The organism is Christensenella minuta (genome assembly GCF_003628755.1).
In the GTDB taxonomy this organism is placed as follows: Bacteria; Bacillota; Clostridia; order Christensenellales; family Christensenellaceae; genus Christensenella; species Christensenella minuta.
In genome coordinates, this window is sequence record NZ_CP029256.1 from 817778 (window position 1) to 840862 (window position 23085).

Annotated in this window: 23 protein-coding genes and 1 other annotated feature; all 23 genes read right to left on the reverse strand. The window is 49.6% G+C overall.

Annotated elements, in window-relative coordinates; all coding sequences use genetic code 11:
• Positions 1-9: 9 nt before the first annotated feature.
• Positions 10-369 carry a YraN family protein gene (locus B1H56_RS03955; protein WP_197502969.1) on the reverse strand — a complete coding sequence of 120 codons (360 nt, stop codon included), beginning with the start codon at positions 367-369 and terminating at the stop codon, positions 10-12.
• Positions 362-997 (reverse strand): ribonuclease HII, encoded by a 636-nt coding sequence (locus B1H56_RS03960; RefSeq protein WP_066518726.1) that lies wholly within the window; start codon positions 995-997, stop codon positions 362-364. The genes B1H56_RS03955 and B1H56_RS03960 overlap by 8 nt, the downstream gene beginning before the upstream one ends.
• A gap of 2 nt (positions 998-999) precedes the next feature.
• Entirely contained in the window at positions 1000-1839 is an 840-nt protein-coding gene (gene ylqF / locus B1H56_RS03965; RefSeq protein WP_066518724.1) for a ribosome biogenesis GTPase YlqF, read from the reverse strand.
• A gap of 67 nt (positions 1840-1906) precedes the next feature.
• Positions 1907-2248 (reverse strand): 50S ribosomal protein L19, encoded by a 342-nt coding sequence (gene rplS, locus B1H56_RS03970; protein ID WP_066518721.1) that lies wholly within the window; start codon positions 2246-2248, stop codon positions 1907-1909.
• An 85-nt stretch (positions 2249-2333) separates the two neighbouring features.
• Positions 2334-3089 carry a tRNA (guanosine(37)-N1)-methyltransferase TrmD gene (gene trmD, locus B1H56_RS03975; RefSeq protein ID WP_066518720.1) on the reverse strand — a complete coding sequence of 252 codons (756 nt, stop codon included), beginning with the start codon at positions 3087-3089 and terminating at the stop codon, positions 2334-2336.
• On the reverse strand, positions 3079-3597 hold the full coding sequence (rimM, locus tag B1H56_RS03980) for a ribosome maturation factor RimM (RefSeq protein WP_066518719.1): 519 nt from the start codon (positions 3595-3597) through the stop codon (positions 3079-3081). The genes trmD and rimM overlap by 11 nt, the downstream gene beginning before the upstream one ends.
• Positions 3594-3821, reverse strand: a complete 228-nt coding sequence (locus B1H56_RS03985) for a KH domain-containing protein (RefSeq protein WP_066518718.1) — start codon at positions 3819-3821, stop codon at positions 3594-3596. The genes rimM and B1H56_RS03985 overlap by 4 nt, the downstream gene beginning before the upstream one ends.
• A gap of 13 nt (positions 3822-3834) precedes the next feature.
• Entirely contained in the window at positions 3835-4074 is a 240-nt protein-coding gene (gene rpsP / locus B1H56_RS03990) for a 30S ribosomal protein S16 (protein WP_066518717.1), read from the reverse strand.
• A 72-nt stretch (positions 4075-4146) separates the two neighbouring features.
• Entirely contained in the window at positions 4147-5469 is a 1323-nt protein-coding gene (ffh, locus tag B1H56_RS03995; RefSeq protein ID WP_066518715.1) for a signal recognition particle protein, read from the reverse strand.
• Positions 5470-5709 (reverse strand): YlxM family DNA-binding protein, encoded by a 240-nt coding sequence (ylxM, locus tag B1H56_RS04000; protein WP_066518712.1) that lies wholly within the window; start codon positions 5707-5709, stop codon positions 5470-5472.
• A 220-nt stretch (positions 5710-5929) separates the two neighbouring features.
• On the reverse strand, positions 5930-6577 hold the full coding sequence (locus tag B1H56_RS04005; RefSeq protein WP_066518710.1) for an MBL fold metallo-hydrolase: 648 nt from the start codon (positions 6575-6577) through the stop codon (positions 5930-5932).
• A gap of 1 nt (position 6578) precedes the next feature.
• Positions 6579-7478, reverse strand: coding sequence for a signal recognition particle-docking protein FtsY (ftsY, locus tag B1H56_RS04010; protein ID WP_066518708.1), 900 nt, complete (start codon positions 7476-7478; stop codon positions 6579-6581).
• Between the two features lie 20 nt (positions 7479-7498).
• Positions 7499-11050: a chromosome segregation protein SMC gene (smc, locus tag B1H56_RS04015; protein ID WP_066518703.1), complete on the reverse strand. Its 3552-nt coding sequence runs from the start codon at positions 11048-11050 to the stop codon at positions 7499-7501.
• Positions 11051-11485 carry a SoxR reducing system RseC family protein gene (locus B1H56_RS04020; RefSeq protein ID WP_066518702.1) on the reverse strand — a complete coding sequence of 145 codons (435 nt, stop codon included), beginning with the start codon at positions 11483-11485 and terminating at the stop codon, positions 11051-11053. It abuts the gene before it with no gap.
• The gene (locus B1H56_RS04025) at positions 11482-12183 is read right to left on the reverse strand and encodes a tRNA threonylcarbamoyladenosine dehydratase (protein WP_066518701.1); all 702 of its coding nucleotides are present in this window, start codon (positions 12181-12183) and stop codon (positions 11482-11484) included. Before B1H56_RS04025 ends, B1H56_RS04020 begins: the two co-directional genes overlap by 4 nt.
• Positions 12183-13967, reverse strand: coding sequence for an aspartate--tRNA ligase (gene aspS, locus B1H56_RS04030; RefSeq protein ID WP_066518699.1), 1785 nt, complete (start codon positions 13965-13967; stop codon positions 12183-12185). Before aspS ends, B1H56_RS04025 begins: the two co-directional genes overlap by 1 nt.
• A gap of 28 nt (positions 13968-13995) precedes the next feature.
• Positions 13996-15246 carry a histidine--tRNA ligase gene (gene hisS, locus B1H56_RS04035; RefSeq protein WP_066518698.1) on the reverse strand — a complete coding sequence of 417 codons (1251 nt, stop codon included), beginning with the start codon at positions 15244-15246 and terminating at the stop codon, positions 13996-13998.
• A gap of 63 nt (positions 15247-15309) precedes the next feature.
• Positions 15310-15534 (reverse strand) — a binding site (T-box leader).
• Positions 15535-15756: 222 nt separating this feature from the next.
• The gene (gene hemZ, locus B1H56_RS04040; protein ID WP_066518695.1) at positions 15757-17241 is read right to left on the reverse strand and encodes a coproporphyrinogen dehydrogenase HemZ; all 1485 of its coding nucleotides are present in this window, start codon (positions 17239-17241) and stop codon (positions 15757-15759) included.
• Between the two features lie 3 nt (positions 17242-17244).
• Entirely contained in the window at positions 17245-17865 is a 621-nt protein-coding gene (locus B1H56_RS04045; protein ID WP_066518693.1) for an MBL fold metallo-hydrolase, read from the reverse strand.
• A 1-nt stretch (position 17866) separates the two neighbouring features.
• On the reverse strand, positions 17867-18316 hold the full coding sequence (gene dtd / locus B1H56_RS04050; RefSeq protein WP_066518689.1) for a D-aminoacyl-tRNA deacylase: 450 nt from the start codon (positions 18314-18316) through the stop codon (positions 17867-17869).
• Positions 18317-18328: 12 nt separating this feature from the next.
• Positions 18329-20482, reverse strand: a complete 2154-nt coding sequence (locus tag B1H56_RS04055; protein WP_330384534.1) for a RelA/SpoT family protein — start codon at positions 20480-20482, stop codon at positions 18329-18331.
• Entirely contained in the window at positions 20483-20995 is a 513-nt protein-coding gene (locus B1H56_RS04060; protein ID WP_066518686.1) for an adenine phosphoribosyltransferase, read from the reverse strand. It lies immediately after the preceding gene.
• 1 nt (position 20996) lies between these two features.
• Positions 20997-22994, reverse strand: coding sequence for a single-stranded-DNA-specific exonuclease RecJ (gene recJ, locus B1H56_RS04065; protein WP_162938958.1), 1998 nt, complete (start codon positions 22992-22994; stop codon positions 20997-20999).
• Positions 22995-23085 lie beyond the last annotated feature (91 nt).

Consider the following 23085-nt stretch of genomic DNA (forward strand, 5'->3'; position numbering starts at 1 on the left):
TACCACCAATTAGTTAACCCCAAATGCATTTTCTATGTAATTGAGGCGGCTTCCTTCCTTCGGATAAACTTCCGCTACGTCAAAACGAATATTGCTGTCATAAAGCCGGTGCTCCGCAATGTAGCGTTGTGCGGTCTGAATCAATATTTGCTGCTTGCGGTATCCAACTGCCTCGGCAGCCGTCCCGAAATTCATATTGGAGCGAGTCTTTACCTCGATAAAGACAACCGTCTTTCCATCAAGTGCAATAAGATCGACTTCTCCCTTTCCGGCACGGTAGTTTCTGGCAAGCAGCTTCATGCCCTTTTGAAGGACATAACGGCAAACCATATTCTCCCCGGCTTTTCCAAGACGCATCGCATCAGTCATTTTGCAACAGCTTCCTTAAAAATGTTTTCCTATGGATATCCAGTATTCCATAGGTGCGTATCGCGTCATAATGGGCTTTCGTTCCATATCCTTTATGCTTTGCAAAAAGATATTCCGGATATTGCCCGTCGTATTCCCGCATGATACGGTCTCGCGTCACCTTGGCAACGATTGATGCGGACGCAATGGTATAGAGTCTGGCATCTCCCTTTATAAGCGGAGTGCAAGGAATATCCGTTCGTATATCCATCGCATCCGTATATACATGCTGCGGATGCGTTTTAAGACCGCAAAGAGCATTTTCAAAAGCCCTGCGGGCCGCGTTCAAAATATTGATTTCATCGATCACATGATTATCCACGATACTGACCGAGCAATCTACAGCTTTTTTTAATATTATATCATATAACTCTTCTCTGCGCTTCTCGGAAACTTTTTTTGAATCGTCTATTCCCAGAATTAGATCATTGGGCGGCATAATAACGCATGCCGCCACAACCGGGCCGGCAAGTGGGCCTCTGCCGGCTTCATCGATTCCGGCTACCAACTCCCCACGTTCCCAGTGCGGCCGCTCATAAGAGGTCATGATTTGTAATTTTTCCCGCCATGCATCTTCCCGTTTTCCCATAATCACTCCGGCTTTTCCAAAGAAAGCCTGCCCAGCTTCCCGTTTTTAAATTCATCAAGCAGCGTTTTCGCTCCCCGCTCCGTATCATATAAGCCGCCTTTCAAGAGAAATCCCCTCGAACGGCAAATATCTTCCAGAAGTTCAAAATCATTTTTATTGAGATCGTTCAGATGATAGCGATCCTGTAAAAGCGCCGGGGCGGTATGCTTCAAAAGGCCGATCAAATAATAGGCCAGAGCCTCTTCGTCAAGGATATCGAGTTTAACGCTGCCAATCAGCGCTACAACAGCTCCCGTTTTTTCATCCTGAAATTTCGGCCACAGCAGCCCCGGAGTATCCATAATCTCCAGGTGATCGTCAATCTTAGCCCATTGGAGCGCCTTGGTCACGCCCGGGCGGTTTCCCTCCCTGAGCTTCTTTTCTCCCGAAAGGCGGTTCAGGATCGCCGATTTTCCCACATTTGGAATTCCGACAATCGCACAGCGCAGGGTTTTGTTCATTCCACGTTCGCGGTAGCGTTGCAGGAGATGAGCGGCACATTCGACAATCTGCTTTTTCAGACGCTCCACATTTCCATGTGCTGCGGAAAATGAAACCGCACGGATATCCTTCTCCCCAAAATAACGCAGCCAGCTTCGGGTGATATTTTCATCCGCAAGATCGGCCTTATTCAGAATATAAAAACGCGTTTTTTGAGAAAAGAGATCGTCGAAATCCGGGTTGAGGGAACTTTCGGGAGCACGTGCATCGAGAACTTCGATTACGAGATCCACGGTTCTCAGCTTTTCCTTGAGTTGCCTGCGGGCCTTTGTCATATGCCCGGGATACCATTGGATATCCATTTGCCTTCTCCTTTCCAATGCGGCTCATGCGGTATAAAAAAATAGGGGGCATACGCCCCCGCATTTTTTAAGATTCTCTGATCTTTGCCGCCTTGCCGACTCTGTCGCGCAAATAAAATAGCTTTGCTCTGCGCACACGGCCGTGACGAAGCACTTCGATTTTATCCACGCGGGGCGAATGAATCGGGAATGTTCTTTCCACTCCGATGCCATAAGATACGCGGCGCACGGTGATCGTCTCGGAAAGGCCGCCGCCTTTCATTGCGATCAGGTATCCCTCGAATGCCTGCAATCTTTCTCTCGTTCCCTCAACAACTTTTACATACACCTTAACGGTGTCTCCCACCTTCATGACGGGTAGGTCTGTCTTAAGCTGTTCGGCTTCTACTGCTCTGATAATATCGTTCATTTGAATTTCCTCCTTCCCCTACAGACGTTCATACCCGCATATTCGGGCAGCGGACCATCCTAATTCAAAAAACACTAAAATTTTATCACAACTCGATTGGAATATCAAGTTTGTTTTTCAGCCTTTCCAGGATTTTCATGTCTTCCCCGGTCAGTTCGGCGTCTTTAAGAAGCTCCGGCCGACACAGGAGGGTTTTCAGAAGGGCCTGTTCCCTCTGCCAGGAGGCAATATTTTTATGATGTCCGGAAAGAAGCACTTCCGGCACCTCCATCCCCTGAAACGAAAAAGGCCTTGTATACTGCGGGTATTCAAGCAAACCGCCGGAGAAACTCTCTTCGGACAGGGATTCGTCATTTGAGAGAACGCCGGGCACATAGCGCATTATACAGTCCATCAGAACCATTGCCGGCAGCTCGCCGCCTGTAAGAACATAGTCGCCAATGGATATCTCTTCGTCAATCAGGTGATCGAGGACGCGTTGGTCTACTCCTTCATAATGCCCGCATAAAATATTCACAACCTCATACTCTGCAAGTTCCGCGGCTTTGGACTGCGTCAAAACACGGCCTGCCGGGCTCATGTAAACGCTACGCGTTTTTTTCCCGGCGTACCGCTCGTCCAATGCCGAAAAGCAACTGAACAATGGCTGCGGCATAAGAAGCATCCCGGCTCCACCGCCAAAAGGATATGCGTCGACGCGGTTATGTTTATCTTCCGTATAGTCGCGGAAGTTAACGGTGTTGATTTCGATCAGCGCTCTAGAGATCGCCTTTTCGCATAGGCTTGTTCCCGTAAACCCGGAAAACATCTCGGGGAAAATCGTGAGACAATTAAATATCATAAACCGCAACCTCGGCAAGCCTTTGCGCATCCACTGTGATAACGCCGTTTTCGATATCCCGCACCAAAACGATATGCCCGACAGCCGGGAACATACAGGTTCCCTTTTCCAGTTTTACCACATAGACATCCGCGGCACCGTTCTGCAGGATATCCTGCAGAATACCGAGCGCCTTGCCCGTATCGTCCTTTACGGTGCAGCCGATCAGATCCTGGATATAGAACGCTCCTTCCGGAAGCTTGGCTGCATGTGCCCTGTCGATATACAGGAGCGTTCCACGCAGTTTTTCCGCATCGTCGCGGGTATCTATCCCCCGAAGCTTCAAATAGGCGTAGCGGGCGTCTATTCGTGCATTTTCAATATCCACCCGCTCATATTCTGTTTTCTTGAAATAAACAAACTCAAGATCAAGGAAACGGGATAAGCCGTCAGTAAAAGCATCTAGCTTCACCTCGCCCTTTATGCCTTGAGGTTTCAGAATGCGGCCCAGCTCGAAATACTCTGTCATATGATCTCGACAATATACTTTTTGGGCGACTTTGTTGTGGCAGCCTTTACCACGGTGCGGATCGCCTTGGCGATCCGTCCCTGCTTACCGATCACTTTGCCCATATCATCTGGCGCGACCGTAAGTTCGAGGATAAACGCATTGTCTTCCTCGCGCTCGGTTACACGGACCGCATCCGGTTGGTCCACCAGATTTTTGGCAATATATTCCACCAATTCACGCATTGTGATTCACCCTTCAGTTGATCGCGCCGCTTTTTTTCAGTAATGCGCGCGCCGTATCCGTAGGCTGTGCACCATTGCCGATCCAGCTTTGCGCTTTCTCGTTGTCAAGCTTCAGATCCTTGGTCAGCGGATCATAATAACCAAGTTCTTCAATGTACCTGCCATCGCGAGGTGCACGTTCATCCGCGACTACCATTCTGTAAAACGGCCGTTTCTTAGAACCCATTCTTTTTAATCTGATTTTTACTGACATAATATACCTCCAAATAATTTTTTAAATAAAACTTTATTATATTACCCGCTTTACGCGGTATGGAAAACTTGACTAAAATGGCATCTTCATCATGCCGCGCCGCTTCCCGCCTTTGCCTGAAAACTGCTTGAGCATCTTTTTCATCTGGTCGAACTGATTCAGGAGCCTGTTTACATCCTGCACCGCCGTTCCGCTGCCTGCGCTGATCCGTCGCCTGCGTGAGGCATTAATGACCTGAGGGTTCAGACGTTCTTCCCGTGTCATGGATTTTACAATAGCCTTGGTACGCTCAAGCTGCTTCTCGTCAACCGTCATGCCCTTCAGCTTATTGCCTCCCGGCATCATTGCCAGGATGTCGCTCATGGAACCCATATCCTGGAATTGTTCAAGCTGATCGAGAAAATCCTCAAGCGTAAGCTGGTCTTTGGCGATTTTTTTCTGCAATTCAACGGCTTTCTTTTCCTCGAAGGACGCCTCCGCTTTTTCAATGAGAGACATGACGTCCCCCATGCCAAGTATCCGCGAGGCCATACGGTCAGGATAGAACGGCTCGATATCTGAAAGCTTTTCGCCCACGCCCACAAATTTAATCGGCTTTCCTGTCACCGAACGAACGGACATCGCCGCGCCGCCGCGCGTATCCCCGTCGATTTTAGTCAGGATCACGCCGTCGATTCCGATATTATCATTAAATGTAGTCGCCGCATTGACCGCATCCTGACCGGTCATTGCATCAAGAACCAGCAGCGTTTCCGTTGGATTTGCCGTTTGCTTCAATTCTTTAAGCTCAGCCATCATTCCATCATCAATGTGAAGGCGGCCCGCCGTATCCACGATAATCATGTCGCAACCGAGCTTCAAGGCATATTTTGCCGCTTCCTTATAAATCTTAGAAGCGTTGTCCTGCCCCATATCGAACACGTCCACACCCACCTGTTCGCCTACCACATGCAACTGTTTGACGGCGGCGGGACGATAAATATCGCAGGCGACGAGCAACGGCTTTTTTCCTTTTTTCTTATAGTATCCGGCAAGCTTGGCGCAAAACGTTGTTTTGCCGGCGCCCTGAAGCCCCATCATCAAAAGCACTGTGGGCGGCGTACCGGCAAGCCGGATCTCCGACTGCCTGCCTCCAAGCAGTTCGGTCATTTCATCCCGAACGAGCTTGATTACCTGCTGCCCGGGCGTGAGACTTTCGAGTATCTCGGAACCAACAGCCTTTTCCGACAGCTCCTTGATAAATTTTTTAACGACGAGAAAGTTGACATCTGCCTCAAGCAGCACAAGTTTCACTTCGCGCATTGCCGCTTTGATATCTCCCTCAGAGAGTTTCCCGCGCGATGTCAGTTTCCTGAATACGTTTTGAAGTTTTTCCGCAATACCTTCAAATGCCATCTATTTCTCCTTGCTGTTTGCAACCAGACCGAGTTTGCCTTCCATATCCATGAGTTTTGCCTGTGCCCTTTTCAGGGTATCCAATACGCCCTGCCTCGATATTCCGCACTCCTGTGCAATCTCGGCGAGAGAGTAATCGTCATTGTAATAGAGTTCAAACATTTTAGCCTGTTTTTCCGTCAAAAATTTCCCATAGAAGTCGTAGTACAAGCTAAGACCTAAATCCTTTTCGCGCTTCATAACATACCGCCAGTCAGCCGTCTGCAATAGCCCTGCGGCCGATTGCTCTTATACTTGCAGTTTTGAAGCCAGCAGGCACTTTCGCTGTACAGCCTAAATGCAGGTACGCATTTCCCGCTTAAAGTCAAACCGCTTGTGCTCCAAAAACAGGTGTAAAGCAAACTGCCTTTACACCTGTTTTATTATACATGATTTTTGGAAAGTGTCAAGTACGATACCTTTACACAAACAATTTCAGCAACTGTTTCCGGGAGACCGGCCCTCCGTGCCCGGGATAAAAAACTTCCGCACCTGTCCGCTTCAAAGACTCTACGCTTCGACTGACCGCTCTGAAATCTTCCGCGATCCGTGCCCGGCTGATACCGCCCATATTCATGAGCGTATCCCCGACAATACATTTTTTTCCGACTATGATTCCGACAGAACCCGCCGTATGTCCGGGAAGTTCAATGATCTGCGCGTCGATCCCAAAACATCCCAAGTCCTGTCCGCCCCGCAAATAAAAAGCCGGGACAAACGGTTCGATATGCGTTCTGTTGATATTTGCCAGAGACGCCTTTTTAATAAAATAGCCGAGCAGGCCGCGCGAATCAATCGTATGAATACGGTTGTCACGCACAAGGGCCGCATCCGCTTCGTGCAGGGCAACTACCGCTCCAAATTCCCGTGCCAGAAATGCCGCGTTATATGCATGGTCAAAATGGCCGTGCGTCAACAGGATCAACTTAATATTCCACGGCCTCAGGGCCGACAACAATCTTTCCCTTGTAGCTTTTCGTCCCGTATCCACAAGCACGGCATGACCGTCCTTTTCGATCACAAAACAATTATCTCCGCCAAACCGCAAATGCGTTATATGCGTCTTCATATCATCCCAGTATCGCCCTCGCGAATTCGTGTGCGTCAAAAGGCTGCAGGTCGTCCACACCTTCGCCGACGCCGATGAAACGCACCGGTACGCCCGTCATATCCTTTACGGCGCATACAACGCCGCCTTTGGCCGTTCCGTCAAGTTTGGTCAGGATAATCCCGGTGAGCTTAACGCTTTTGTTAAACACTTCTGCCTGTGCGATGGCATTTTGTCCCGTCGTGGCATCCACTACAAGGAACGTTTCACGATTTGCACCTTCATATTCTTTATCGATGACCCTGTTGATTTTCTCCAGCTCGCTCATCAGGTTCTTTTTGTTGTGCAGGCGGCCGGCCGTATCAATAATCAACAAATCGCTGTCCGCAGCCTTTGCCGCATCGATCGCGTCATAAACGACAGCCGCCGGATCGGCGCCTTCCGCATACTTGATGACGCGTGCATTCGTGCGCTGGCCCCAGATTGAAAGCTGTTCCGCCGCCGCCGCGCGAAAGGTGTCTGCCGCTGCCAGAAGCACTTTTTTCCCTTGGATGTTATAGTAATTTGTCAACTTGCCAATAGCGGTCGTCTTCCCCACCCCGTTAACGCCTACAATCAGCATCACAGTTGGCTTTCTAATTTCCAGCGGCGGTGCGCTCATGTAATCGGCAAGGATATTCACAAGTATATCCTTGATTTCGGAAGAATCTGAAATTTTATTCTCCTTTACCTGGTCGCGCAAGGTCCCAATCACTTTCTCCGTGGTCGCATAACCGATATCTGAAAGGATCAAAGCCTCCTCGAGTTCTTCAAAAAACTCTTCGTCCACCTTACGAAAATTCTTGATTACATTGTTGACCTTGGCCGAAAAATTTTCCCTCGTTTTGTTTACACGCTCTTTTAGTTTATCAAAAAATCCCATATTTTGTAATCTCCTGTTTTTTAGAGTTCCACCGATACAATATCTGAAACCCCCTTTTCCTGCATTGCAATGCCGTAAAGCGTATCACAAATGGCCATAGAAGGTTTCCTGTGGGTAATAACGATGAACTGCAGCTCCTTGGAAAGGGTTTGCAGGTATTCTGAAAACCGAATCACGTTCGCGTCGTCGAGCGGTGCGTCTATCTCATCAAGGAGACAGATTGGCGAAGGATTGATATTGAGCATCGCAAACAAAAGTGCAATTGCCGTAAGTGCCTTTTCACCGCCGGACAAAAGACCGATATTCTGAAGCTTTTTGCCGGGCGGTTCCGCAATGATCTCCACTCCGCATTCCATGATGTCGCCCTCCCCGAGTTCGAGCTGCGCGTAGCCGCCGCCGAACAGGTCGTGGAACGTTTTTTGGAAATTTTCGTTAATCATGGCGAATTTTTCCCGGAAGCTCTCTTTCATACCAGATAAAAGGCCGTTTATCACAATCTGGAGATCGTTTCCAGCCGCGGTCAGGTCCTCGCGCTGAAGGACAAGGTTGTCATATCGTTCGCGCACACGTGTATAATCCTCGATGGCATTCGGATTTACCGCGCCCATTTCACGAATCCGTTCGCGAATCTCGTCGATTTCGCGCACACTTGCCTGATAGGCAAAATCTTTCTTGAGAAATGGAAGCGCGTTTGCATAGGTAAGGCCATAATCCTCCCACAGCTTGTTTTGGTAGTTCTCGCGCGATATTTCCAGCTTTTCCCTGCTTGCGATAAATTTATATTTTTGCTCAATCAGCAGATCTTTCTGTGTGTTAAGCGCTTCTACCCTGCCGGCTGTTTCTTCTGCCTGTACATTCCATTCATCACGCAGCGCAAGCTTGCCGCGCGCTTCTTCGCCCGCCTGCCGGATCCGTTCAAGTATCCCGTCAAGCTGTCCCCGCAGTTCTGCCTTGGAATGGGTAAGTTCTTTCATTTCCTCCGAAAGAGCGTCGCTGTTCTGCTGCAGCCGTCCGAGGCCGTCTTTTGCCTGCGCGATTAAAACGCGCAGATGCTCCGCCTCGCGCAGGAGGATATTTTTTTCGTTTGTAAGTTCTGATTGCTGAAGCTCTTGCGCGGAGAGACTATCCTTTATCGCCGATGTTTGGGCCGCCACGCCGGCAGCGCGCGCCTCCGCTTCCTCCTGACGCAGCCTAAGCGCTTCAAAATCCGCCTGCGCCTGCACCGTATCTTTTTTCAGCGCCTCGGTTGCCGCTTCCATCTGTTCACAATCGGTTACAGCTTCCGTCAGACGATCCGTCAGATCGGCCGTGACCTGTTCATTGCTTATGAACGTATCCTGGGCAGTTTGGAACTTTTGTTTTGCCTCTGCGGTTCTGATTTCCTGCTCACGCAGCTTCTGTAACGTTTCATGCTGCAAGCGCTGCGCGGCTTCGCTTTTTTTCACACATTCCCCAAGCGCTGCGTTCCATTCGGCGAGCAGCTTACGGTTCCCTGCAACATTTTCCGCGAGCTCCTGCGCCATTCGTTTGCGCGAAAGCAGCCCCGTATTGTTTTTTTTCAGGCTGCCGCCTGTGATAACCCCGCCCGGTTTTATAAAGTCGCCGTCCATCGTGACCGCGCGGAACGCGTAATCCGTTTTACGCATCAATGCGATTGCGCTGTCCATATCACGCACGATTACCGTACGGGAAAGCAGAAAATCGACGGCCGGACGAACTGCGTCCGAACAGCTGATTGCTTCACTGGCAACACATTCCACTCCATCCATATTGAGGAAAGACTTTTCTTCTTTTTGTAAAGTGCGCACCTTGAGCGACTTTGTGGGCAGGAAGGTGACACGGCCGAGATTGTTTTGCCGCAGGAAGGAAATAATATCCTTTGCGTCAGTGTCATTCTCTACGACGACGTTTTGAAGTGCGTTACCGAGGATCACTTCGATCGGCGTTTCATATTTTTTAGGAACGTCGACCAGTTCGGCAAGCACGCCCTTGATTTTACGGGAAATATCCGGTGCGTTCTTGGCCGCCTTAAACAGGGAACGAACGCTATCAAAATATCCCTCGTACTCATCACGCATATCATTCAGAAGCTTCAACCGCGACTCATCTTCGCTTAAACGGCGCGCCGTATCGGCGACTTTTTTTTCCGCCTGTGTACGCTCATCCTGTAAAACCCTGATCGTTTGCGCAGCCTCGTTCATCGCGGAACGCAGATCAGCGCTTTGGCGGTCACATTCCATAGCTTCACGCTTAAGCGACTCAATTGTTTGGCGGAGCTGTAAAACATGTGCGTTATGTCGATCGATTTCCGCTTGGGCCTGTTCTTTCTTCTGACTCAGGACCTCTGCCTTAACCTGCTTCTCATTGAGGTCGAGCAACATTGTCTGCAAAGCCGTGCGCGCGCTTTCCACCTCAGCACGTACGGAATCGATGCCCTCCTGGGCATCTCCCGATTTCCCGGTCACTTCCTTGATCCGGACGCGCAAGGCGAGGATTTCCGCATACTTTTCATCGATTGCAGTATTTTTCTCGCTGATCTGTACGTTCAATTCGCGAAGCTTTTGCTCGCTTTCTGCAATCTGCTCTTCATACGCATCGCGTTTCTCGTAATTTTCCTGCATAGCATGCTGGTTCGTATTCTCTTTTTCTGCCAGCAAATTAAGGGAGCCTTTTAAGCGTTCCTGTTCGCTCATCTGTTCGCCGAGACGGACATTCTGTTCCTCGATTTCATCCTGCAACCGGCTAAGCTGCTTTTTGATCTCTAAAACATGTGCGTTTTCCAGCGCAATCTGCTCTGTCAAATCCTGAAATTCCTGCTCATTTTCCCGGACCTGCTCCTCCGTTTTGGCGATTCGTTCACCCGTTCGGTCATATTGATACAAATAAAGGTTGATCTCAAGCTCTTTTAAACGATCTCGCAGCGTAAGATAATCACGCGCTTCATTCATCTGCTTTTCGAGCGGTTCGATCTGTGAGGAAAGCTCCGAAATGATGTCGTCAATCCGGGTGATGTTATCGTTTGTTTTACGCAGGTTACGCTCCGCTTCTTCCTTGCGGACGCGGTATTTCATAATACCCGCCGCTTCTTCAAACACCTTCCTGCGGTCAGTCGCCTTGCTTGTCAGTATTTCGTCGATCTTTCCCTGCCCAATGATAGAGTATCCTTCCCTGCCGATGCCCGTGTCGCGAAACAGTTCAAGAATATCTTTCAAACGGCAGTTGGTATTGTTGATGGAATATTCGCTTTCTCCAGAGCGATACATTTTCCGGCGCACCGCAATTTCCGTATATTCAGACTTGATACGCATATCGGAATTGTCAAAAATAAGAGCGACCTCGCAGTATCCTTTTTTACTGCGTGTTTGCGTCCCATTAAAAATCACATCCTGCATGCTTGTGCCGCGCAGGTTTTTAGAGCTCTGTTCTCCCAGTACCCAGCGCATGGCATCGGCAATATTGCTTTTGCCGCTGCCGTTCGGCCCGACCACACCAGTGATTCCCTTATTGATAATGATTTCCTTTTTGTTACAGAAGGATTTGAACCCATTGAGTTCGATTCGTTTCAGGAACACTTATTTTTGCCCGCTTTCCTCAATGATTTTGGTCATCGTGTATACGTTTGCGAATTTCTTCCTAAAATATGGATTAAGCAGCTTCAAAATCAAAAACGCAACGGCCGCGAAGATGATCCCCAGAATCGCGGCAAGCGCATCCTTTACCGGAAAGACATCCTGCGGGATGACATATCCAAGCCACACGCCTAAAAACAGCATCAACAATGGAAAGATGTATGCGACCGCCGACGACTGGAGCGCATTTTTTGTTGTAAACTGCACCTCAACCCGGTCGCCTTCCCGCGCATGCAAAAGGTTTTTCATTGTAACGGTGATATCATTTTGCCCGCTGAGCATACCGCATGCGCCGCATTTGGAACATGCGGAAGTGCGCTCGAACAAAACATATGCCGTATCTCCGGCTGTTTTCGTTACAAGGCCCGATTCATTCATTCTTCCACACCTGCCAGATATCTTATCGCCGCACCCGCCATAAGAAGCCCGCACACAGAAGGCACGAACGAAATACTGGCCGGTGCATTTTTTCCACTCTCGCTCAATCCTGTTTTGCGAGGAAGCTCGTCCGAGCAAACCACCCGGAGCCTTTTGATCCCCGCATCCCGCAGCCGCTTCCGCAACCTCTTCGCAATCGGGTCGCACGTTGTGCGAAATAAATCCATTACAGCAAAGCGCTCCGGATACAGCTTATTACCTGCGCCCATAGAGGAAATTATTTCAATTTCCCGCCCAGCACAGTTTAGAATCAGGCTTTCCTTTGACCGCAAACTGTCGATCGCATCAATGACAAAGTCGAACTTATGGGCAAAAATTTCATCGCTGCTTGCTTCATCGTAAAAGCGGTCAATGGCAACAGCATTGATCGCTGGGTTGATATCACGGACACGCGCTGCCATTACCTCCGCCTTTTTACTGCCAACCGTAGAAGAAAGAGCCACCAGCTGGCGGTTGCAATTGGACGGCTGCACTATGTCGTTGTCGATCAGGTAAAGCGTACCGATTCCTGCCCGCGCAAGTGCTTCTGCGGCAAACGAACCGACTCCGCCGACTCCGAACACGGCGACAGAGGAAGCGCGCAAACGCCCAGCCCCCTCTTCACCGATCAATGCTACCGTTCTGGAATCGTCAAGCATCAGTTTTCATCCACTTTGATATGCAGTTCTCGCAACTGCTTCCTGTCTACCGTATCGGGCGCCTTCGACATCAGATCGGACGCGTTCTGCACCTTGGGGAATGCGATCACGTCGCGAATCGATTCCACGCCTGTCATCAGCATTGCCAGACGGTCAAGGCCATAGGCAAGTCCGCCGTGCGGCGGCGTACCATATTTTAAAGCTTCGAGCAGGAAGCCGAATCGCTCCCATGCTTCTTCCTTGGAGAAGCCTAGCGCCTCGAACATCTTTTCCTGCAGCTCCGTGCTGTGGATCCTAATACTGCCGCCGCCGATCTCATTACCGTTCAACACAATATCGTACGCCTTTGCGCGCGCATGCTCCGGATCGCTCGTCACCTTATCGACATCCTCATCCATAGGCGATGTGAACGGATGGTGCTTTGCTACATAGCGCTTTTCCTCTTCGCTGTATTCGAACAACGGAAATTCGGTTATCCACAGGAGGTCCCACGTGTTGTCCTCGATCAAGTCAAGCTTTTCAGCCAGCTTCAGGCGCAGCGCACCAAGTGAATCATAGACAACGGAATTTTTATCCCCCACGAAGAACAGGATATCCCCCACTTTGCCGTCCAGACGTTCCATGATCCCGTCGATTTCTTCTTGTGTCATAAATTTCGTAATCGGTGAATTGAGTCCGTCCTCACGAATGGAAATCCATGCCATTCCCTTTGCGCCGTATATTTTGACAAAATCGACCAGCGCGTCGATCTCGCGCCGGGCGAGGATATTCGCGCAGCCCTTGGCGTTGATCGCGCGCACGCTGCCGCCGTTTTTTACGACCGAACTGAATACCTTGAATTCGCTTCCCGCCACGATGTCGCTTACATCCTTAAGCTCCAGCCCAAAACGCGTGTCCGGCTTATCGCTTCCGAAGCGGTTCATCGCCTCTTGGTAGGAAAGACGCTTTAAAGGAAGCTTTACATCTATATCGAGCACATCCTTAAAGACTCTTTGCAGCAAGCCTTCATGCAGGGTCATTACATCGTCCGCATCCACAAAAGACATTTCCGTATCGATCTGCGTAAATTCCGGCTGGCGGTCGGCACGCAGGTCCTCGTCCCTGAAGCATTTTGTAATCTGGAAATAGCGGTCATAACCCGAGATCATCAGGATTTGCTTGAAAAGCTGCGGAGATTGCGGAAGCGCATAAAAGCATCCCGGATGAATGCGGGACGGGACCAGATAGTCCCTCGCACCCTCCGGCGTGCTCTTTTGTAGCATGGGAGTTTCGATATCGAGAAAGCCGTTTTCAGTTAAATAGGCACGCGCAGAATTTGCAATCTTGTTACGCAGCATCAGGTTTTTTTGCATCTCCGGACGGCGCAGGTCGAGATAGCGGTATTTCAGGCGTAACTCTTCACGCACCTTGTTGCCGTCTTCGATCTCAAACGGAGGAGTTTCAGATTTGCTGAGGATCTTAAGTTCGCGCACCTTGACCTCAATCAGGCCGGTAGGCAGCTTGGGATTGACCGTATCTTCCGAACGCTCTACAATTTTGCCCTTTACCGCGAGCACAAATTCGCTGCGAATACTGCCGACCTTATCAAAATCTCCCTGAAACATGGATTCATCAAATACGACCTGCATAATCCCCGAGCGGTCCCGTAAATCCACAAACACAAGGCCGCCAAGGTCGCGGCGCGTATCTGCCCAGCCCATCAGCGTTACTTCCCTGCCAATGTCATCCGTAGTAAATTCTGCACACAGCGCAGTGCGCTTCCAATCGCCTAAAAATTCTCCCATGATTTTCTCTCCCAAAATAGTAATTCTTTTATATCAATTCCTTGATTTCACTTTGAACAACGACACGTTCTTCACCCGTTTTCATGGTCTTCAGAACCACCGTTCCATCCGCGAGCTCGGTTTCACCGATAACTCCGACAAATTTTGCGCCGATTTTATCCGCATATTTGAACTGCGCCTTAATGCTGCGCGCACAATGATCCATATCCGCCTTTACACCTGCACAGCGCAAGTCGCGTACCAGTTGCGCGGCGCGTAGGCGCGCCTGGTGTCCATGTGTGCACAAAAAGACGTCGGTAAGCGCCGGGCGCTCAATTTTGATCCCTTCATTTTCCATGACGAGCAAAAGGCGCTCAATTCCCATACCAAAACCGATTCCCGGAAGTTCCGGCCCTCCGACCTGCTTCATCAGCTTGTCGTACCTGCCGCCGCCGCACACCGTTCCCTGCGCGCCAATGCTGTTGGAAATGATTTCAAATACGGTCTTAGTATAATAATCGAGACCGCGCACAATAAACGGATTGACCGCATATTCAATGCCCAGGGCATCCAGATACTTTTTCAACGCTTTAAAATGGGCCGAACATTCCTCGCACAAGTGGTCGATCATAAGCGGCGCGCTTTTCACCACCATCCGGCACCCTTCCTCCTTGCAGTCGAGCGCGCGCAGGGGATTGCGGTCCATGCGCTCGTTGCAGGCTTCGCACAATTTGTCCGCGTGTCCGTGCAGGTATTCCCTGAGCAGTTCGTTATACCGTGGACGGCATTTTTCACATCCGATGCTATTGATGTTGAGCCGCAGGTTTTCAAGGCCCAGTTCATTGAGAAGTGTAAGCGCTATATTGATTACTTCCGCATCAATGCTCGCGTCCGGCGCACCGAAGACCTCCACGCCAAACTGGTGGTGCTCCCTCAGCCTTCCGGACTGCGGTTTTTCGTAGCGGAACACCGGAGCGCTCAGATAATACATCTTTGTCGGCTGCGCGTTTGACGGCAATCCGCCCTCAAGGAATGCGCGTACGACTCCTGCCGTTCCCTCAGGACGAAGCGTAATTGACCGATTGCCCTTATCGTTGAAGGTGTACATTTCCTTCTGTACAATGTCCGTCGTATCACCGACGCCGCGCAGGAAAAGCTCCGTATGTTCAAAAATAGGCGTGCGGATTTCCCGATATCCGGCCAGTGCGGTGATTTTCCGCACAAGATTCTCTATATATTGCCATTTATAGCTCTCCTGAGGGAGAACATCCTTTGTCCCTTTCGGGGCTTTTACTGCCACGTTACAGTTACCTCCTGTATCCTGAAAACAATATAAAACATAAAAAAACAACGTCCTGAAACAGACAGGGACGAAGTTAAAATCCGCGGTACCACCCATGTTGAGAAACAAGTTTCTCCGCTCTTGCCAATAACGCCGGCCTGCGCCCGCAGCTAATCACAAAACTGCTTTCACAACGGAAGCTCCATGGTGTTCTTCACCGCATCTTAAACGCACAGCCGCTTTCAGCCGCGGCGGCCGCTCTCTTGTCGCAAGGCATACGGTTACTCTCCATTTCATCACCTTTACCAATTAATTTTATTATACCGGGAAAACGAAAGCGTGTCAATAAACCGCGGCATCCCTGTCGTTCAAATAAGAAATAACCTCCCTCGCCAAAACGATCCTCACGGTCTTATCATCCGTCCTTTCTATTCACAGCAGTTTTCCGAACGGCAGCATGCCCCCCGCCCGCAGCCCGGAGGGATGGACGCCCGTTTACATATATTTTCAGGCACCTGCCCGCGTGTTTCAAAACAGCTTTTTTTTGCGGTCAGCCATTTCTTCCGTGCGGTCGATATAATTTTTCAAATCTTTTACATTTGGCGCGCGCTCAATCAAATTTTTTTCAGTGAACAGCCGCTTTGAAATCGCTCCTGCACCAAACGCAAGATTACTGACGGTTTCCTCCATGATATCGATGTTGTAAATACACTCTTGCCCGGGCAGCGCAAAGCCGACATTTTCAAGATTTCCGCTCATATACTTCTGGCGGTAGAGATAGTATGGAAGATACCCTTTTTGAGAAAGAAATTCCTGCGCGAATTCCACCATCTCCGAGACCGTCTCAGCTCCCGGCAAATCGTTTTGACGTTCCTCGGCGAAAGCTGAAGATTGCTTGATCGCAAGCGTATGCACCGTCACATTGCCGGGTGAAAATACCATAATATCCTTAAGGGTTTTTTCAACATCGCCTACATCCTCACGGGGCAATCCGAGTATAATATCGGTATTGATGCTTTGGAAACCTACTTTTTTGGCAAGGGCAAAAGCACGTTCAAATTCCGATGCCGTATGCCGCCGCCCGATAAGCTTGAGCGTGCTGTCGTTTGTCGTCTGCGCATTGATGCTGATGCGCTCCACTCCATATTCTTTCAATATGTGCAGCTTTTCTTCCGTTACCGTATCCGGCCTTCCCGCCTCAACCGTAAATTCCATATGCTGCGAGAACAACCCGCCGGCTTTTTTTAAAACCTGTTCAAGATCGTGCGGCTCAAGCGCTGTCGGCGTGCCGCCGCCGATATACAAGGCCCGGATACGATACTGATCCATGACCTCTTTCAGTGCGTCAAGTTCATAAAATAACCGCGGAAGATATTGATCCTTGATGGTCTCGTTGAATGTCAGATCGCGCGAAATAAAGGAACAATATTTGCATCTGGAAATGCAGAAGGGAATTCCGATATAGATATCGATATCCTCTCCACCGACATCCTTCAGGAACGGCTCCTGCACACGGCAAATCGTTTCCGCAAGCTGTGTTTTGGCTTCCGAAACGCGGTAATGGTCCACAAAAATCTTATGCGCTTCTCCTTTCCCGCGCCGATTTGAAAGCTCGCGGAAAAGTTTGGTGGGCCGGATGCCCGTAAGCGAGCCCCAGGGCATTTCTTTCTGATGGACATCCCGCATAATGCGGTAAATAAGCTGCTTTACAGTATGCTTTTTCAATTTCTTCGCAAGCAACGTACCTGCGGTGATATCGACCGGTTCTTTTTTATCATCCGCAAACTCCGGCCGCTCTTCGAGGACGGCTATTTTTTTGCCTGCGTCATAATATTCCGCGCGATTGCGCCAGCCGGTTTCGTCCCGCCAAAAAAAATGCCGCAGAACTGTGCCGGCATTCATTTGGTTTTTGTCATCAAGTTTCAGAATATGTTTCTCCTCCGGCAGGAACAGCCGGATTTCTTCGCAGATATCGTTGAAAAACGAAGGCGTTTCCGTGTAAAGTGAAAACATAATTTACCATCCCATATATGGATTCATCGCTTTTTCCCGGCCAAGCGTAGTCAAAGCGCCATGACCGGGATAAACGTCATAGTCTTCCGCAAGCTCTTTCAAGCGCTGCAGGGAAGCACGCATCTCTTCCATGTTGCTCCCCGGAAAATCCGTCCGGCCGATAGAGCCTTCAAACAGGGTGTCGCCGGAAAAGAGTACGCCGTTTCCAAGAAAGCAAACGCTGCCTTGGGAATGCCCGGGCGTATGGAGCACACGCAGCGTCAAATTCCCCGCATTTACCGTATCGCCGTCCTTCAACAGGATATCAGCCGGACCGATACTGAACGGGCGCCCCATAAAGCTGGAAAGATTAGCGGTGCCGGAGGTCAGCATCTCCGCATCCTTTTCATGCACCGCGACCTTTGCGTGATAGCGTTTCCTTAGCTCGTCCACCGCACCGATATGATCGGCATGGCCGTGCGTAAGGAGAATATAGGAGACTTCGAGCCCCAGACGGTCGATTTGTTCTTCGATTTTCCGGGCATCGTCCCCCGGATCGATCACAATCGCCGTCCCGGAATCCCCATCCGTCGCAATATATGCATTTTCGAGCAAAGCGCCCGTCATTACCGGAATTACTTTCATGTCAAAATTCCTTTTTGCTGTCAAGCAGGATTGTCACAGGCCCGTCGTTTATAAGCGAGACCTGCATTTCCGCCTGAAATTTTCCAATTTGTATTTTCTCATATTTTTTACAAAACAGAAAGACGCATCTTTCAAATAAGTCGCGCGCCGTATCCGGAGAGGCCGCTCTGATATAACTTGGCCGCCTTCCCTTGCGGGCATCTCCATAGAGAGTAAACTGGGAAACAACGAGTATTTCTCCGGCGACATCTTTCACGGAAAGGTTCATAACAGCTTCTGAATCCTCAAAGATTCGCAGGTTAACACACTTTTCTGCAATATAGTCCATATCTTTTTCTGTATCTTCCGTGGAAATACCCAGCAGCACAAGAAGTCCCATATCGATTTTGCTGACCGTTTCACCGTCCACGGCGACAGCAGCGTTCTTTACCCGCTGCACTACAGCACGCATAGTTTTACCCTCTCAATAATTCACGCGGAATACATCCCGTACGCCCTTCAGAGCTTTCAGCTTATTCATCAAGTCGTGAAGATCCTGAACGGAAGTAATATTGGAACGCAGGGAAATCGTAGCAACGCCATTCTTGGCGGAATGTGCGTTGATGGCGGTGATATCCCGTCCCATATTGTACATTGCCTGGGCGATTTCCACCATCAAGCCCGGCCTGTCATCCGCTACGATCTGTATTTCAACGTTATAGGAAGTCGTCTGGTCTCCTGCCCATGCGACCTCGATCAGGCGCTCTTTATCTACATTATGAAGATTTTTGCATTCCTTCGTATGTACGCATACGCCCCGCCCACGCGTAATATAGCCGATGATATCGTCGCCGGGAACGGGATTGCAGCATTTTGCGAAACGCACCGCAAGCCCCGTATTGCCCTCAACGGTAATATCTTCTTCCGCTCCTTTTCCGGTGCGTTTCACGATCTTCAGTTCTTCCGAACCGGAGTCGATCTTATTGGCCATCTTAAACTGTTCGATCAGCTTGGAAAGAATCTGGTTGGCGGAAAGAGCGCCATATCCAATTGCCGCAAACATATCGTCCTGTGAATTGAGTGTAAACCGTTTATACAGGACGCTCAGCCAGTCCGGCTTCAAAAGCTGTTCGTACAGGTTATATCCCTGCCGCTTGGCCTCCTTTTCCAGCATTTCGCGGCCTTTAACGATATTTTCTTCCTTAAGCTGCTTTTTGAACCATTGCTTGATTTTGCTCCGCGCCTGCGCGGTCTTGACAAATTTCAGCCAATCCCTGCTCGGAGTCGCGGAATTCGAGGTAATAATCTCAACAATATCCCCCGTCCGAAGCTTATAATCAAGCGGAACTATTTTACCGTTTATCTTCGCGCCTACGCATTTATTGCCTATAGCGCTGTGGACGCTGTAAGCAAAATCGAGCGGAGTCGCGCCCGCGACAAAATCCTTTACATCTCCCTTTGGCGTAAATACAAAAACATTGTCCGCAAACAGGTCGACCTTAAGCGTCTCCATAAATTCCTTGGAGTCTTTGAGGTCGTTCTGCCACTCCATCAGCTCACGCAGCCATGCAAGCTTGGAATCCATGCCCGATTCCTTGCCGCCTTCTTTATACTTCCAATGCGCGGCGATTCCGTATTCGGCCGTACGGTGCATGTCGTACGTACGGATCTGCACCTCGAACGGCTTGCCGTCCTCGCCTAAAAGCGTCGTGTGCAGCGACTGGTACATGTTTTGCTTGGGCACGGCAATATAGTCCTTAAAACGCAGCGGTATCGGCTTCCACATGGTATGGACAATACCGAGCACCCCATAACAATCCTTGATACTCGATACAATAATACGGATTGCGATAAGATCATAGACTTCTTCAAAAACCTTATGCTTTTCCCGCATCTTTTTATAGATACTGTAAATATGTTTTGGCCGGCCCTCAATCTCAGCCTTGATCTTCATCTCGGCAAACTTATCTTCCAGTTTTACAATAACCGAATTGATCTGCTTTTCGCGCTCTTCGCGGGTCGATGCAATCTTATTCGCAATTTCAAAATATTCATCCGGATGCAGGAATTTAAGCGATAAATCCTCCAATTCCCACTGAATTGCGCTGATACCCAACCGATGTGCGAGCGGCGCATAAATCTCAAGCGTTTCCGTTGCCTTTTCGATCTGTTTGTTTTCGGACTGATATTTCAGTGTCCGCATGTTATGCAAACGGTCGGCCAGCTTGATAATGACGACACGAATATCGGAAGCCATGGCAAGAAACATTTTACGCAGGCTTTCCCACTGCTGCTCTTCGCGCGTTTTAAAATCATAATTATTGAGCTTGGTAACGCCGTCGACCAATTTAGCGATCTCGGGCGTAAACTCCCGGCCAATGTCTTCCGTGGTAAGCTGCGTATCCTCTACCGCATCGTGGAGAATCGTAGCGACGATTGTGGTGGTGTCAAGCCCGAGGTCGGCAACAATATCCGCAACCGCGAGAGGGTGCGTAAAAAAAGGCTCGCCGGAATGACGAAGCTGTCCTGCATGGGCATTCTCCGCCATCACAAACGCCTTTTCCAGCATTGGATCATCTTCAAGCTTATGCCGCCTGATAAAATCGTTATAGTATTCCGACACCCAAACTACTCCCAATCAATACTGTACCAAGGAAAACACGTCGTATCCGCCGAGCGCGTCTCTTCCTCCAAGGTCTGTCAGTTCAATTACAAAATTCAGCGAAACGACTTCCGCTCCCGCAAGCTCTACAAGTTCGCACGCAGCTTTCGCAGTTCCCCCCGTTGCCAGTAAATCATCAAAAATTGCAATGCGCATCCCTTCTTTTACCGCATCCTTATGCATTTCGAGCTGCCCCGTCCCATATTCGAGCTGGTATTCCACATGATAGACGTCCGCAGGCAGCTTTCCTTTTTTACGGACTGGGACAATCCCTTTTCTCAACAAATAGGCCACCGGAGAGCCAAACAAAAATCCGCGCGCATCAAGCACAACGATCATATCGATATCCTGTCCCTTTACGCGCTCTGCCAATGTATCCGTTACATATTCAAATGCTTCCGGGTCTTTGATCAGAGTCGTAATATCTCGAAAGATCACACCTTTTTCCGGAAAGTCCTCGATGTTTCTGATTTTTGCCTTCAAATCCATTTTATTTCTCCCCTGAACCAAACTTTTGATATACCGCACTGTCGGAAAGCTCACGTTTTCCGGAACGTATCACAATGTGTATTCTATCATTTTTTTGTATTTCTAGCAAACCTATTTCCTCAAACACGGTCAGCGCAAATATAATTTTTTCATCCGTGAACTCGGCGGCATATTTCTGCAGGAACCGGACAAGTTTTTCCTCGTCCGGAAAAAAAGCTTTCTTTTCGCTGACGTTTTTTAAAATCGCATAAACCCCGAGCAGGCCTTCACGGCCGATAAAAAAAGCGTTTCGTTCGGCTTCAGTTGGCACTGCCGCCTTTCGCAAATATTCCTGCGTCTGCCGCATCTTGTGTTCAAATGGCTCGTCATAGGAAAGCGTACTTACAATCATCTGCGGCTTCATGTCAAATGTATTGATATTAAGCGTGCCCACGATATCCGCATACCCTGGAACCGCGGCGGCCTGCGTGCCGAAGATTACGGCATTCACGGCTCTTCCGCCCTTTGCGATACGGAATTTTGCATGCTTATCTTCGCCAATCGACCGAATATCTTCGATGTGCGCACCGCTTATTAAAAGCTCTACCTGTTCATTTTTGAAACCAAACGGGCGGAGCATTTCAAGTTCCGAAATCAATGAATTCGATACCTCTGACGGGGTGATTCCAAGATCGTATGTCTTAAGGGGCTTGAACACCTCTTCATCATAATGCTCTTTTAGGAATTCGTTTAAACGGTGGATTAACTGCGGGAGGTGCTCTTCACGAATGGTAAGGCCCGCCGCTCCTGCATGTCCTCCGAATTTTTCGTATACCTTTGCCTGAGAATTCAATGCCTCATAAATATTAACGCCGGGAATGCTTCGCGCAGAACCGGTGTAGACGCCTGGCTCAGATTCGCCAAGAAGAATCGTCGGCTTCACATAGCGTTCAGAGACCTTGGAAGCAGCAAGCCCGACGATCCCAATATCCCAATCGTGTTTATAAAGGACGATCACCTTATGATCGGAATCCCCGCTTTCTTCCTGCATTTTCATCGCCTCGGCAACAACCTTTTCCTGCCGCTGCTGCCTGTCTGTATTAAGGGAGCAGAGCTCTTCCGCAAGTTGCTCGAGCCTCGCGGAGTCGTTTTCTGTCAAAAGTTCAAAGGCGACCTTTGCTGTGGAAATCCTGCCCGCGGCATTGATGCGCGGGGCAAGCACGAACGACACGGTCTGCGCATCGATATTGGAAGTGCGCTTGACGCATGCTTTTTTTATCAGCGCGCCGATCCCGGGATTCGGATCCTCGTTGAGACGACGAAGGCCCAGCGCTGCGATGGCGCGGTTTTCCCCAAGCAATGGCACAATATCCGCAATGGTTGCAAGTGCTGCAATATCGATCATTTCAAGCGCCGCGTCGCCGATCAACGCCTGTGAAAGCTTAAACGCGATTCCGGCTCCGCAGAGGGAATCGAAGGGATACGTTTCCTCCTGACGCTTCGGATTCAGGATATAATCCGCCTTTGGCAAGACATACGGGCATTCATGATGATCGGTCAAAATCGTCGTCATGCCCATTTCCCGTGCCCGTTCTATCTCCTGCGTACTTGTAATCCCACAGTCCACAGTAATCAGCAGAGAGATACCCTGCAGCCGTTCGATATTTTCCATTGTAAGCCCATACCCATGCTCCATCCGGTTCGGAAGAAATACTTCCACCTTCGCGCCCATCTGGCTCAATGTTTTGTACAGGATCGCGCTTGCGGATATCCCGTCCGCATCATAGTCTCCATATACGCAAATTTTTCCTTTTGCCGCAATGGTATGCTTGACCGCGCTTACGGCATCGTGCATATCGGCGAAGGAAAACGGATCCCGCAACTGGCTGACGTCCGGCTTCAGGAAATCACGCGCTTCCTGCGGGTCCACGATTCCCCGCGCACACAAAAGCGAGGCTGTCAGCCTCGATAATTTCAAGGCTTTCCGCAGCCTGTCAATTGCCCGCGGGTCATTATTCACTTGAGGCTTCTGTTTCAGGATATACCTCATATTGTCTCCTTAGAAAAAAGACCCCCTCACAGGAGGTCTTTTTTGTTTTTTGGATCAGCCG

Coding starts and splice junctions, on each gene's coding strand:
- B1H56_RS03955 (WP_197502969.1), bottom strand. CDS start 369: ATGACTGATGCGATGCGTCTTGGAAAAGCCGGGGAGAATATGGTTTGC.
- B1H56_RS03960 (WP_066518726.1), bottom strand. CDS start 997: ATGGGAAAACGGGAAGATGCATGGCGGGAAAAATTACAAATCATGACC.
- ylqF (WP_066518724.1), bottom strand. CDS start 1,839: ATGGATATCCAATGGTATCCCGGGCATATGACAAAGGCCCGCAGGCAA.
- rplS (WP_066518721.1), bottom strand. CDS start 2,248: ATGAACGATATTATCAGAGCAGTAGAAGCCGAACAGCTTAAGACAGAC.
- trmD (WP_066518720.1), bottom strand. CDS start 3,089: ATGATATTTAATTGTCTCACGATTTTCCCCGAGATGTTTTCCGGGTTT.
- rimM (WP_066518719.1), bottom strand. CDS start 3,597: ATGACAGAGTATTTCGAGCTGGGCCGCATTCTGAAACCTCAAGGCATA.
- B1H56_RS03985 (WP_066518718.1), bottom strand. CDS start 3,821: ATGCGTGAATTGGTGGAATATATTGCCAAAAATCTGGTGGACCAACCG.
- rpsP (WP_066518717.1), bottom strand. CDS start 4,074: ATGTCAGTAAAAATCAGATTAAAAAGAATGGGTTCTAAGAAACGGCCG.
- ffh (WP_066518715.1), bottom strand. CDS start 5,469: ATGGCATTTGAAGGTATTGCGGAAAAACTTCAAAACGTATTCAGGAAA.
- ylxM (WP_066518712.1), bottom strand. CDS start 5,709: ATGAAGCGCGAAAAGGATTTAGGTCTTAGCTTGTACTACGACTTCTAT.
- B1H56_RS04005 (WP_066518710.1), bottom strand. CDS start 6,577: ATGAAGACGCATATAACGCATTTGCGGTTTGGCGGAGATAATTGTTTT.
- ftsY (WP_066518708.1), bottom strand. CDS start 7,478: ATGGGATTTTTTGATAAACTAAAAGAGCGTGTAAACAAAACGAGGGAA.
- B1H56_RS04020 (WP_066518702.1), bottom strand. CDS start 11,485: ATGAATGAATCGGGCCTTGTAACGAAAACAGCCGGAGATACGGCATAT.
- B1H56_RS04025 (WP_066518701.1), bottom strand. CDS start 12,183: ATGCTTGACGATTCCAGAACGGTAGCATTGATCGGTGAAGAGGGGGCT.
- aspS (WP_066518699.1), bottom strand. CDS start 13,967: ATGGGAGAATTTTTAGGCGATTGGAAGCGCACTGCGCTGTGTGCAGAA.
- hemZ (WP_066518695.1), bottom strand. CDS start 17,241: ATGTTTTCACTTTACACGGAAACGCCTTCGTTTTTCAACGATATCTGC.
- B1H56_RS04045 (WP_066518693.1), bottom strand. CDS start 17,865: ATGAAAGTAATTCCGGTAATGACGGGCGCTTTGCTCGAAAATGCATAT.
- dtd (WP_066518689.1), bottom strand. CDS start 18,316: ATGCGTGCTGTAGTGCAGCGGGTAAAGAACGCTGCTGTCGCCGTGGAC.
- B1H56_RS04060 (WP_066518686.1), bottom strand. CDS start 20,995: ATGGATTTGAAGGCAAAAATCAGAAACATCGAGGACTTTCCGGAAAAA.